Raw genomic sequence first — 12,598 nt, forward strand, 5'->3', positions numbered from 1 at the left:
AGCCGACTGCCTGCCCCGCCAGCCGGATCACCCCTCGCCGGACAGGTCCTTCAGAATCGGGCAATCCGGGCGGCTGTCGCCTGCGCAGCTGCTGACCAGCTCCCCCAGCGTATCGCGCATCGCCTGCAGGTCGGCGATCTTTTCCTCGATCTTGGCCAGATGCTCCAGCGCCAGCTGTTTCACGTCGGCGCTGGCGCGGCTTTCGTCCTCGTAAAGCGCCATCAGGGTGCGGCAGTCCTCAATCGTGAAGCCCAGCGCCCGCGCCCGGCCCAGAAACGCCAGCTTGTGCAGATCGGTCTCGGCAAAGCAGCGGTAACCGTTGGCGCTGCGGTGCGGTTTGATCAGGCCGATGTCCTCGTAATAGCGGATGGTCTTGGCGGGCAGGCCCGAGCGGCTGGAGACGTCCCCGATGTTCATGCGCGCGCCTCCTGCTTAGCGGCTTCCTTGGCCGGAGATACGGACTGCTCCTCATCTATGGCAGGTGTCAGGCGGCGCAAGCGCAGGGCATTGGACAGCACAAAGACACTCGACAGCGCCATCGCGCCCGCCGCCAGCGCCGGCGACAGCAGCGGCCCGCCAAAGGGATAGAGCACGCCCGCAGCCACCGGGATCAGCAGCACGTTATAGCCAAACGCCCAGCCCAGGTTCTGGCGGATGTTGCGCATGGTGGCGCGGCTGACGGTCAGCGCATTCACCACCCCGCGCAGATCGCCGGAGACCAGCACCACATCGGCGGCTTCGATCGCCACATCTGTGCCGGTGCCGATCGCGATGCCCGCATCCGCCGACGCCAGCGCCGGCGCATCATTGATGCCATCGCCGACAAAGGCCAGCGTGCCGTGCTCCTGCTGCAGTTCCGCAATCGCGGTTACCTTATCCGCCGGCAGACATTCCGCCTTCACCGCATCAATGCCAAGCCGTGCGGCAATTGCCCGCGCAGTAGCCGCGGCATCACCGGTGATCATCGCCACCTTCAGCCCCTGGTCATGGAACGCCTTAATCGCCGCCGGAGTGCCCGGCTTGACCGGATCGGCCACCGCAATCACCGCCGCCGCCTGCCCGTCAATGGCTGCGTACAGCGGGGTTTCACCACGCTCCGCCAGCCGCTGACCCTCAGCCTCCAGCCCGTCCATCGAAATGCCTTCGCGCACCATCAGCCGGGCCGCGCCAACAAGAACCTCACGCCCCTCGACCTGCGCCCGCAGGCCGTAACCCGGGATCGCCTCAAAAGCCTCCGGCTTGGGCAGCCCCTCGCCCGCAGCAGCCGTGATGGCGCGCGCGATGGGATGTTCCGACTGCGCCTCCGCCGCGCCGGCCAGCCGCAGGACCTCCTCGCGGGTGAAGCCCTCAGCGCAAATCAATGCGGTCAATGCCGGGCGGCCTTCGGTCAGCGTTCCGGTCTTGTCGAGCGCCACCACCTGCACTTCCTGCAACCGCTGGAGCGCGTCGCCCTTGCGGAACAGCACCCCCATCTGCGCGGCGCGCCCGATCCCGACCATGATCGAGGTCGGCGTGGCCAGCCCCATGGCGCAAGGGCACGCAATGATCAGCACCGAAACACCGGCCACCAAGGCCAGCGGCAGCGACGGTGCAGGGCCGAACAGCGACCAGGCCAACACGGTCAGGGCCGCAACCACAATCACCGCGGGCACAAACCACAGGGTAATACGGTCGACCATCCCCTGCACCGGCAGCTTGGCGCCCTGGGCCTGCTCCACCATGCGGATGATCTGCGCCAGCACGGTGTCGCGGCCAACGCGGGTGGCGCGGAATTCCAGCGCCGAATTGCCGTTGATGGTGCCTGCGGTCAGCTCATCGCCCGGAGCTTTTGCCACCGGCACCGGCTCGCCGCTGATCATGCTTTCGTCGATGTAGGAGCTGCCCGAGACGATCTCGCCGTCCACCGCGATGCGCTCACCCGGGCGGACCCGGATCAGGTCCCCTGCCCCGATCTCTTCCACCGGGGTTTCCACCGCCTCGCCAGCAGCAACGACCATGGCGGTTTTCGGCTGCAGCCCGGCCAGCTTGCGGATAGCCGCGCCGGTGCGCCCCTTGGCGCGCGCCTCCAGGTACCGGCCCGTCAGGATCAGCACCACGATCACTGCAGCGGCCTCGTAATACACATTCGCTGTGCCTGCGGGCAGCAGCCCAGGTGCAAAGGTGGAAATGACCGAGAACCCATAGGCGGCGGAGGTGCCCAGCGCCACCAGCGCGTTCATGTCCGGCGCCCCCCGGAACAGTGCCGGGAAGCCTTTGGTATAAAATTGCCGCCCCGGCCCTGCCAGCACCAGGGTGGTCAGGGCAAATTGCAGCAAGTAACTGTTCTGCATACCGATATTGGCCGCCACCCAGTGATGCAGCGCCGGGATCATGTGGCTGCCCATCTCAATCAGGAAGACGGGCAGCGTCAGCACCGCGGCGATCAGAACCTGCCGGCCCAGCGCGGCGATCTCGTCCGCCTTGCGCTGGCTTGCCTGCTCCGCCTCGTCCGGTGCCCCGCTGCTCAGGCGCGCCGGATAGCTCGCTTCTGTCACCGTGCGGGCCAGATCGGCGGCCCGGACCGCCCCGGTAAGGAACCGGACTTGCGCGCTTTCGCTGGCCAGGTTGACGCGTGCCTCCAGCACGCCTGGCACCGCCAGAAGCGCCCGTTCCACCCGTCCCACGCAAGACGCGCAGGTCATACCGCTGAGGGCCAAGGTGACCTCAGACTCTGCCGCCGGGTAGCCCGCGGATTTGAGCGCAGCCGTCAGCTGAGCCAGTTCCACCTCCGGCGCGGCCTCGACCTGGCCGGTTGCGTTTGCGAGGTTCACCGAGGCCGTCTTGACCCCGTCGACCGCCGCCAGGGCACGTTCGGCGCGCCCGGCGCAGCCTGCGCAGCTCAGGTTGGTGATTTGCAGTGATACAGCGGTGTTTTCTGACATGGGAGACCTGCGGGTTTTGTCCTATGTGAGTTCATATGAGGGTTCCAGTCAGAGGAAGGTCAAGGCCCCGAAGCAAGATTCCTTCCCGAAACTGGAAGCCTGCAGGCAAGGCGCTGGAATCGGCAGCTTTTTTCACATTAGCAGATGGCGCGGACCGCCGCTCAGCTGTCGCATTCAAGGCAAAGCCCTGCGCGCCGGGACTGTTAGGGTGCCGAGGCAATGCTTGCGTGCGCCGGACTGCAAATGTAACGCTGGGTCATTCAGACCCGCGGTGCTGCCGCTGGCAACGCATTCACCCCGGTCCCGCCCTGCGGCGGCCCGGTCCCGGAGAATATGGACGAAGGACCAGTCACATGATCAAGACCCGCGCCGCCGTTGCGGTTGCCCCCGGCAAACCGCTGGAAATCATGGAGGTGAACCTCGAAGGCCCCAAAGCGGGCGAGGTTCTGGTGGAAATCAAGGCTACCGGCCTGTGCCACACCGACGAATTCACCCGCTCGGGCGATGACCCCGAGGGCATCTTCCCGGCGATCCTGGGACATGAGGGCGCGGGCGTCGTGGTCGAGGTCGGCGAAGGCGTCACCTCGCTGAAGCCCGGCGACCACGTGATCCCGCTCTACACGCCGGAATGCCGCGAGTGTGAATACTGCCTCAACCCCAAAACCAACCTGTGCCAGGCGATCCGCTCGACCCAGGGCCAGGGCCTGCTGCCGGACGGCACCACCCGCTTCTCGATGCAGGACGGCACCCCGATCCATCATTACATGGGCTGCTCGACCTTCGCGAACCACACCGTGGTGCCGGAAATCGCGCTGGCGAAAATCCGTGAGGACGCGCCGTTCGACAAGGTCTGCTACATCGGCTGCGGCGTCACCACCGGCATCGGCGCGGTGATCAACACCGCTAAGGTCGAAATCGGCTCCCGCGCGGTGGTTTTCGGCCTCGGCGGTATCGGCCTCAATGTAATCCAGGGCCTGCGGCTGGCCGGTGCCGACCAGATTGTCGGCGTCGACCTGAACCCGGGCAAGGTGGAAATGGCGAAGAAATTCGGCATGACCGATTTTGTCAATCCGGCCGAGGTCGACGGCGACCTGGTGGCGCACCTGGTCGAACTGACCGGTGGCGGCGCGGATTATACCTTTGACGCCACCGGCAACGTGCAGGTGATGCGCACCGCGCTGGAATGCGCACACAAGGGCTGGGGTGAAAGCATCATCATCGGCGTGGCGCCAGCCGGTGCCGAGATTGCCACCCGCCCGTTCCAGCTGGTCACCGGCCGGGTCTGGAAGGGCACCGCCTTCGGCGGCGCCTCCGGCCGCACCGACGTGCCCAAGATCGTCGACTGGTACATGGACGGCAAAATCGAGATCGACCCGATGATCACCCACAAGCTGACCCTGGATCAGATCAACGAAGGCTTCGATCTGATGCACGAGGGTAAATCCATCCGCGCCGTGGTGGAGTTCTGATCCCGGCCGAATGCCAAACCTTGAAACGCAGGCCCCCGGGCCTGCGTTTTCATTTTGGGTGCTAAGCGCTTGCGGTGTTCACCCCGCCCCAAGGACAAGGCCGGGCCCGCGCATGAGGATCAGTCCTCGGTCGAGGCCTCGACCGCATCCAGCCTGACGCCATAGCCCCAAAGCCGGCGCAGGTGCTTGAGCACCTCTTCCTGATCCTCTTCATCCAGGTGGATCCCATCGCGCACGGTATGGGTCAGCTTCAGCTCCCGGTCGCCGCGCAGGTCCGCATCGGTCACCTGGATATCAGGCTCCAGATAGGCCAGGTCATACTGCTTGGCCAGATCGCGGCGGATCGCCTTATAGCCCGCGCGGTTGTGGATCTGGCTGACAACCAGATTGGGCAGATCCGCGTCATTGGTCAGCGTGAACAGCTTGAACTTGCGGATCAGGTTCGGCGACAGGAACTGCTGGATAAAGCTTTCGTCGCGGTAGTTCGCCCAGGCATCGCGCAGCACCCCGCGCCAGTCCGGATTGCCCGCAAAGTCCGGGAACCACTCCCGGTCCTCATCGGTCGGGTCCTGGCAGATGCGGCGTATGTCCTGCATCATCGCAAAGCCCAGCGCATAAGGGTTGATGCCCGAATAACGCGGATCGTCATATTCCGGCTGCATCACCACATTGGTGTGGCTGTGCAGCATTTCCATATAGGCGCCTTCGGTGATCTGGCCCTGCTCATACAGCTTGTTGATGATGTAGTAATGCACGAAGGTCGCGCAGCCCTCGTTCATCACTTTGGTCTGCTTCTGCGGATACAGATACTGCGCCAGCATCCGCACAATACGCAGGATCTCGCACTGCCAGGGCTCCAGCACCGGGCTGTGCTTTTCCAGGAAATACAGCAGATTTTCCTGCGGCAGGTTCATCTGCTTGCGGCGTGCGCTGAACGAGGCATCCTCGGCTTCTTTCAGCTTGTCGCGGCCCAAGGTGCTGTCGGTCCAGATGTCCAGCACGCTCTGGCTGCTTTCATAGCCTTCGCGCACCTTCTGCATCGCAACCAGTTCCTCGCTGGTCGGTTTGGGCGGGCGGCCATAGCGGAACACGCCCTGGGACTGCAGCGCATGGGCGGCGTCCAGCACTTCTTCCACCGCGCTGAGGCCATAGCGCTCCTCGCAGGCGGTGATGTAATTCTTGGCGAAGGCCAGGTAGTCGTGGATGCCCGACGCGTCGGTCCATTGCTGAAACAGATAATTGTTCTTGAAGAAATGGTTATGCCCAAAGGCCGCGTGCGCCATCACCAGGGTCTGCATCGCCATGGTGTTTTCTTCCATGTTGTAGCTGATGCAGGGGTTGGAGTTGATGACGATCTCATAGGCCAGCCCCTGGCGGCCGGTCCGGTACAACGCCTCGTCACGGGCAAAATGCTTGCCGAAGGACCAGTGCTGATACATCAGCGGCAGGCCGACGCAGGAATAGGCATCTAGCATCTGCTCCGCAGAGATGATCTCGATCTGGTTGGGGTAGACATCCAGCCCGAGATCTTCGAGCGCGATCCGCTCGATCGCGTCGCGCGCCCTTTCCATCAGTTCAAAGGTCCATTCCGGCCCGTCGAACAGCGGCACGCGCGCCTTTTCAGCTGCCTGCATTCTGCACCCCTTTCACCTTGGGGAGGAAGAACTCCCGGAAAATCGGATAGATATGGCCGGGCTGCGATACCCGCTGCATTTCGAAATGCGGGGCCTGGCTCTTCACCTCGCGGTAGTTCTGCCACAGGTCTTCGCCTGCTTCCGGATTGTTCAGCAGCATCTCCGCCGCCTCATCGACAATCTCCACATAGGCGTAAAACTGGCTGACCGGCAGCAGATCCTTCAGCAGCAGATTCTTGCAGCGCGCGGAGTCGTTGCCGAAGTTCTCCCCGTCAGAGGCCTGGGCGCCGTAGATGTTCCACTCATCCGGCGGATAACGCTCGTCGATGATCTCCTTCATTTTCTCCAGAGCGGTCGACACGATGGTGCCGCCGGTTTCACGGGCGTAGAAAAAGGTCTCCTCATCCACTTCCTGCGCGTGGTGGGTATGGCGCACGAACACCAGTTCGGTGTGCTCATAGCAGCGTTCCAGGAACAGGTGCAGCAGCAGGAAAAACCGTTTTGCCAGGTCCTTCTCCCGCTCCTGCATAGAGCCGGACACATCCATCAGGCAGAATACCACCGCGCGGGAGTTGCGGATCTTCTCGGGCACAAAGGTGTCGTAGCGCAGGTCCAGCGGGTCGATATAGCCGACCACCTTGCGCTTGCGGACAATGCCGTCGAGCTTCTTCCTCAGTGCCTCCAGGAATTCCTCCTGCGGCGGCGTGCGGTCATCAAGCGCCTCCAGTTCGGCGATCTGCTCTTCCAAGTCGCGCTGGGATTTGGTGGTGGGACGCTGCAGGGCGATCCGTCGGCCCAGCGAGTTGCGCATGGTGCGCACCAGATTGAGGTTGTTGGGCGTTCCGGCAGTTGTCAGGCCGGCGCGGCGGGTGCCGATCGTCTCAGTCTCCACCGTGGCCTTTTCCACCAGATCCGGCAGTTCCAGCCCGTCGAACAGGATTTCCAGATATTCTTCCTGAGTCAGAGTGAAGGAAAACTCGTCCTCGCCGTCACCGTCCTCTGAAGCCTTGCGGCCGCCCTCCCCGGCACCGCCCTGCGGGCGCTTGATAGTGTCGCCGACAACAAAATCCTTGTTGCCGGGCAGAACATGGCGACGCAGCCCGCCCTTGGAGGAATGAAAGAACCGCGGCTCCTTCAGCCCCCGTGTCGGGATGGTGACCTTTTCGCCTTCGTCCGGGACACCGCTTCCGCTTTGGATTGACTTCCCCCGGACCGACTGGTCAACGCGCTCCTTAATATTCTCCCGGGCCCGCCGCAGGAACCGCTGGCGGTTCCCGAGGCTCTTGCCCTTCGGATTGGCGCGCCTGTCGATGAAATGATGCATGTTGCACAGCGCTCCTCTTTAGCCCGCCTTGTTGACGCGCATGTACCACTCGACCAGGCGCCGCACCTGGCGGTCGGTATAGCCGTGGCCGCGCATCCGCTCGACGAACTCCTGATGCTTGCTTTCGGTCTTGCTGTCCTTCTTGGATCCGAAGGAGATCACCGGCAGCAGTTCCTCGACCTGGCTGAACATGTGCTTCTCGATCACGTCGCGCAGCTTCTCATAGGAGTTCCAGGCCGGATTGGACCCGGTGTTGGCACGGTGGCGCAGGGCGAATTTCACGACCTCGTTGCGGAAGTCCTTGGGGTTGGCGATGCCAACCGGCTTTTCGATCTTGCTAAGCTCCGCATCCAGCACCTCGCGGTTATAGAGCTGGCCGGTATCCGGATCCTTGTAATCCTGCTCCTCGATCCAAGCATCGGCATAGGCGATGTAGCGGTCAAAGACGTTCTGGCCGTATTCGGTATAGCTTTCGAGGTACGCCTTCTGGATCTCGTTGCCGATGAACTCCTCGTACCTGGGCGCCAGCTCTGTCTTGATGAACTCAAGATACTTCTGTTCCGTCTCCTGCGGAAACTGCTCGCGCTTGATCATCTGCTCCAGCACATACATCAGGTGCACCGGGTCCGCCGCCACCTCGTTGGTGTCGAAGTTGAAGGTGGTGGACAGCACCTTGAAGGCAAAGCGGGTCGAGATGCCGTTCATGCCCTCGTCGACGCCGGCCCGGTCCTGGTATTCCTGGACCGTCTTGGCCTTGGGGTCGGTGTCCTTCAGGCTTTCGCCGTCATAGACCCGCATCTTGGAGTAGAGGTTCGAGTTCTCATGCGGCTTCAGACGGGTCAGCACCGAGAAGCGGCTGAGGATCTTCAGCGTCTCCGGCGCACAGGGGGCATTGCGCAGCTCACTGTTTTCAATCAGCTTTTCATAGATCGACGTCTCATCCGAAACCCGCAGGCAATAAGGCACCTTGACGATCGACACCCGGTCGATGAAGGCCTCGTTGTTCTTGTTGTTCTTGAAGGACTGCCATTCGCTTTCGTTGGAATGCGCCAGGATCAGGCCGCTGAACGGGATCGCACCGAAGCTTTCGGTGCCCATGTAGTTGCCTTCCTGGGTCGCCGTAAGCAGCGGGTGCAGCATCTTGATCGGCGCCTTGAACATCTCGACGAATTCCAGGATGCCCTGGGTCGCCCGGTTCAGGCCGCCGGAGAAGCTGTAGGCATCCGGGTTATCCTGGCTGAAATGCTCCAGCTGGCGGATGTCGACCTTGCCGACCAGGGTCGAGATATCCTGGTTGTTTTCATCACCCGGCTCCACCTTGGCGACACAGATCCGGCGCAGCCGCGAAGGATGCAGGCGCACGACCGAGAACTTGTTGATATCACCATCGAATTCATCCAGACGCTGCACCGCCCAAGGCGACATCAGCCCCGGCAGCCGGTGCTGGGCAATGCCGTATTCCTCTTCCAGCACCTTTCCCATGCGGACCGGATCAAACAGGCCCAGGGGGCTTTCGAAAATCGGCGAGATCTGGTTGCCCGCCTTCAGCACATAGATCGGCTGGTCTTCCATCAGGCGCTTCAGGCGTTCCGCCAGCGAGGACTTGCCGCCGCCGACCGGTCCCAGCAGGTAGAGAATCTGCTTGCGCTCCTCCAGACCCTGCGCGGCGTGGCGGAAATAGCCGACAATCCGCTCAATGGTGTCTTCCATGCCATAGAAATCGTGGAAGGCGCTGTACCGCTTGATCGTTCGGTTCTGAAAGATCGGCCCGAGCCGCGCGTCCTTGGACGTGTCTACCAGCTCCTCTTCGCCAATTGCCCTCAGCATCCTCTCGGCGACGTTCGCGTACAGGCTTGGATCGTCGCGGCAGGCATTCAAATAGTCCTGCAGCGGCATTTCCTGCTCGCGCGTTTCGCCGTACTGCTCTGCAAAAAGTTCGGCAATGTCTTTCATCGTGGATCAAGCCTCCTGGTTAACTGGCGCCGTTCCTCCTGGCGTTCCTTCGCACGCGGACAGAGGGTGCCCAGCACGTGGGCATAGGTGTCCGCGTCAGTGTTGAGTTCTGATTTCTGCTCGGCGCCGCTGCTGGCGTTATACGTCCGGCTGGCCGCTCTTGGCGGCGGCCTGCGCCCGGTTACCAGGGCTGTCGGCGTCGTCTTGACTTACTCTCGAGCTTACACCAATTACGAACTTCTTCCTATCTGAAAGTGGTGTACTTTTAATTAATTGCCAGAATCTTTTGCGGGAAATTTTCTTCACATAGTAGCGAACACCCCTTGCTGCCGCCCCTTCTGCAACGCGGCATTTCAAGGTGTTCCGGGTGTGCTTCTCCTATTTGGAGATCACCTCAGCTGCTGATCGCCCCTAATGCGGATCAAGGAGCATTTGACCTGTATTTCAGGGCCTGCCGCAGCCGGGTCTGCCGGGGCAGCAGGACCCTCCTGCCGCCCCGGCCCGGTGAAAAACCTTAGAAATTCTGCGGCAGCCAGGACACGGTTACCGCTATTTTTGCCGCAGCTTTGGAGCCTACATACTGGACAGGCCACAAAAAATCGTCTCAGTATGGCCTCAAAATGGCCGCAAAAGACGGCCGAAGGGCAAAACTACAGGCAACGGAACCACGCAGCGCGCGCCTTATTCATGGCGCCACAGCGTACAGATTGAGCGGTAAAACAATGAGCACGGTTGCATTTATTACCCGCAACATGGCGGGCACGACACAGCATGGAAACTTCTCCGAAGGCAATCCGGCGCGCATTGACGCTGCACCGGCCAAGGATATTTCCCTGAACCTCAGCCCGGCTGATGTAGAAAGCTATGCCCGCCGCGGCAGCGACCTGCACATCACTCTGGCAAACGGCCAGGAACTGGTGCTGGAAAACTATTACGCCTTTGACACCACTGGCGGCAAAAACCTGTTCCTCAGCTCCGAAGGCCAGTTCACCGAAGTGGTGCTGGAGGACAAGTCCAGCGGCATGCTGTTTGCCACTTATGAGCCGCTCGACCTGGCTGGCAAGTGGAGCGCTTACGACGAGATGGTCTTTCTGGACGTCGACCGGATCGAGCCTGTGGTCGCGCCGCTGGCCGCACCGCTGTTCGGCGGTCTGGGGGCCGCAGGGGCCGCGGCGGGTGTTGTCGGCGCCGCGGTTATCGCCGGCGGCGGCGGAGATGGCGGCGGCGAAACGGGAAGCATCGTGCCCACGGTGAACGACCCGGACGCCACCTTCCCCGTTTCTGGCTCGACCACCACACCGGTTGAGATCACCGGCACCGGGGCGCCGGGGTCTGAGGTGACAGTGACCGTCGGAACCTCGACCCAGACGACAACTGTCGATGAGGACGGCAACTGGGGCGTCACCTTCCCGGTCGATGACCTGCCGGAGGACGGCAATTACGAGTCAACTGTTCATGTGGTTGACCCGGATGGCAACGAATTCGACCTGGACGGCCCCACCGTAGTGATCGACACCGTTGCCGAAGTCACCCTTGATGACGGCCAGGCCGGCGGCGATGACATGATCAACGCTGCGGAAGCCGCCGATGGCGTCACCCTGACAGGCACCGCCGAAGCCGGCGCCACAGTCGACGTGACATTCCAGGGCGTCACCCGCACCGTCATCGCAACGGAGGACGGCACCTGGAGCGCGGATTTCGCCGCATCTGAGATCGCCGCGGGCGAATATGATTCAGAGGTCACCGTCACGGCGACCGACAGCTTCGGCAACACCGGCAGCGTGACCGGCACGATCCGCGTCGATACCACAACCGCGGTGGAGATTGATCCCGGCCAGGCCGGCGGCGACGATCTGGTCAACGGCTCCGAGGCGGCGTCTGCCCTGACCCTGACCGGCACCGGCGAACCGGGCGCCTCGGTCAGTGTCACCGTGGAAGGTGTCACCCGCAGCGCCACGGTGGACGCGGACGGCAACTGGGCCGCCGAATTCGAAGCAGGCTCGCTGCCTGCCGGCGAATATGACACCACCGTCAGCGTGACTTCGACCGACGCGGCCGGCAATACAGCAACCGCGACCGCCGGCCTGCGCGTGGACACGCTGGTCGACCCGCTGACCCTGGAATCCGGCAGCATCGAAGGCGACAACGTCGTCAACAACACCGAGCATAGCGACGGGGTGACGCTCACCGGTACCGTGGAGCCGGGCTCGACCGTCGTCGTGCAGCTGGGCAGCGCCACCGAAACCGCGACGGTTGATGCCGGCGGCAACTGGAGTGTGGATTTTGCCGCCTCCGACATTGCCCAGGGCAGCTATGAGGCGGACATCACCGTCACAGCCACCGACGCCGCAGGCAACACCTCGGAAATCAGCGACACGCTGACCATCGACACCGAGGTAACGCCGTTCACCGCAGACAGCAGCCAGACCGATGACGATGTGCTGAATGTCGCGGAGCGCGCAGCGGGCCTGACCATGACCGGCACGGTCGAGGCGGGATCCAGCGTTGAGGTGACCATCGGCGGCGTAACCCGGGCTGCAACTGTGGATGCCGATGGCAACTGGAGCGCCGCATTTGACGCCGATGACCTGCCCGACGGCGACACCACCGCCACCGCCACCGCAGAGATCACCGCGACCGATGCGGCGGGCAACACCCAAACCCTGACCGAAACCTTTGGCATCGACACAGAATATGACGCTCCGAATGTCGGCGACGTCATCAGCACCGGCGCCGGTGTCAGCGGCTTCTTCAGCGATGATTTCGAAACCGGCGACACCGCGCATGAGCTGACAAGCGGCGGCGGCGTTGCCGATATCACCGGCACCGAGACCGACCTGACCGGCGGCCGGACCTTGTTCAGCTTCGACGCGGATGTGCCGGATGGCTCGCATCTGGTGGTCAACCGGGTCGATGATGCGGGCAACAGCTCCGGCACGATGGTGGTGCTTGAGGACGGCGCGGGCGCAACCGCTCTGGACCACGCAGGCCTGTCGCAGTTCAACATCGACGAACTGAACCTGGTGCATGCCGATGGCGTCGACCTGACCCTGACCGAAGCGGACATCAACGCGCTGTCCGGCAACTCCGATACGGTGATTGTGCATGGCGGCTCTGATGACACGCTCACCATCACCGGAGCTGCGGCAACAGGCACCGAAACCATCGATGGCGAAGCCTACAACGTCTACACCATTGGCGATGACGGCACCACGCTGATCGTCGACGAAGACGTCAACACCGTGATCTGAACGGCCGGCCCGGGGGGACTTTCAGCCGGGCCCAACACAACAAAAG

Annotated in this window: 7 protein-coding genes; 2 read left to right on the plus strand and 5 right to left on the minus strand. The window is 62.8% G+C overall.

Features of this window, described 5'->3' with window-relative positions; genetic code table 11:
- Positions 1-27 precede the first annotated feature (27 nt).
- Together cueR and ACTRWG_RS16930 are read right to left on the minus strand one after the other, a co-directional pair.
- The gene (cueR, locus tag ACTRWG_RS16925; RefSeq protein WP_027236631.1) at positions 28-417 is read right to left on the minus strand and encodes a Cu(I)-responsive transcriptional regulator; all 390 of its coding nucleotides are present in this window, start codon (positions 415-417) and stop codon (positions 28-30) included.
- On the minus strand, positions 414-2,921 hold the full coding sequence (locus tag ACTRWG_RS16930; RefSeq protein ID WP_462829658.1) for a heavy metal translocating P-type ATPase: 2,508 nt from the start codon (positions 2,919-2,921) through the stop codon (positions 414-416). The genes cueR and ACTRWG_RS16930 overlap by 4 nt, the downstream gene beginning before the upstream one ends.
- 356 nt (positions 2,922-3,277) lie before the next feature.
- Between ACTRWG_RS16930 and ACTRWG_RS16935 the strand changes: the two genes are divergently transcribed.
- Positions 3,278-4,390, plus strand: a complete 1,113-nt coding sequence (locus tag ACTRWG_RS16935) for an S-(hydroxymethyl)glutathione dehydrogenase/class III alcohol dehydrogenase (protein WP_027236629.1) — start codon at positions 3,278-3,280, stop codon at positions 4,388-4,390.
- Between the two features lie 119 nt (positions 4,391-4,509).
- On the opposite strand, the gene ACTRWG_RS16940 is transcribed toward ACTRWG_RS16935, so the two are convergent.
- The 3 genes from ACTRWG_RS16940 to ACTRWG_RS16950 are packed head-to-tail and all read right to left on the minus strand — an operon-like array spanning position 4,510 to position 9,301.
- A complete protein-coding gene (locus ACTRWG_RS16940) occupies positions 4,510-6,024 on the minus strand; it encodes a SpoVR family protein (protein WP_027236628.1) in 1,515 nt (504 codons plus the stop codon).
- A complete protein-coding gene (locus ACTRWG_RS16945; RefSeq protein ID WP_027236627.1) occupies positions 6,011-7,348 on the minus strand; it encodes a YeaH/YhbH family protein in 1,338 nt (445 codons plus the stop codon). Before ACTRWG_RS16945 ends, ACTRWG_RS16940 begins: the two co-directional genes overlap by 14 nt.
- A gap of 18 nt (positions 7,349-7,366) precedes the next feature.
- Complete coding sequence (locus ACTRWG_RS16950; protein WP_027236626.1) at positions 7,367-9,301, minus strand: PrkA family serine protein kinase; 1,935 nt, start codon at positions 9,299-9,301, stop codon at positions 7,367-7,369.
- A 722-nt stretch (positions 9,302-10,023) separates the two neighbouring features.
- Between ACTRWG_RS16950 and ACTRWG_RS16955 the strand changes: the two genes are divergently transcribed.
- A complete protein-coding gene (locus ACTRWG_RS16955) occupies positions 10,024-12,552 on the plus strand; it encodes an Ig-like domain-containing protein (protein ID WP_036797417.1) in 2,529 nt (842 codons plus the stop codon).
- Positions 12,553-12,598 lie beyond the last annotated feature (46 nt).

The sequence above is a fragment of the Leisingera sp. G5_S3_59_S7 genome (assembly GCF_054968485.1).

Bases quoted from the DNA above. Each gene is read 5' to 3' on its own strand.
- cueR (WP_027236631.1), bottom strand. From the start codon at position 417: ATGAACATCGGGGACGTCTCCAGCCGCTCGGGCCTGCCCGCCAAGACC.
- ACTRWG_RS16930 (WP_462829658.1), bottom strand. From the start codon at position 2,921: ATGTCAGAAAACACCGCTGTATCACTGCAAATCACCAACCTGAGCTGC.
- ACTRWG_RS16940 (WP_027236628.1), bottom strand. From the start codon at position 6,024: ATGCAGGCAGCTGAAAAGGCGCGCGTGCCGCTGTTCGACGGGCCGGAA.
- ACTRWG_RS16945 (WP_027236627.1), bottom strand. From the start codon at position 7,348: ATGCATCATTTCATCGACAGGCGCGCCAATCCGAAGGGCAAGAGCCTC.
- ACTRWG_RS16950 (WP_027236626.1), bottom strand. From the start codon at position 9,301: ATGAAAGACATTGCCGAACTTTTTGCAGAGCAGTACGGCGAAACGCGC.
- ACTRWG_RS16955 (WP_036797417.1), top strand. From the start codon at position 10,024: ATGAGCACGGTTGCATTTATTACCCGCAACATGGCGGGCACGACACAG.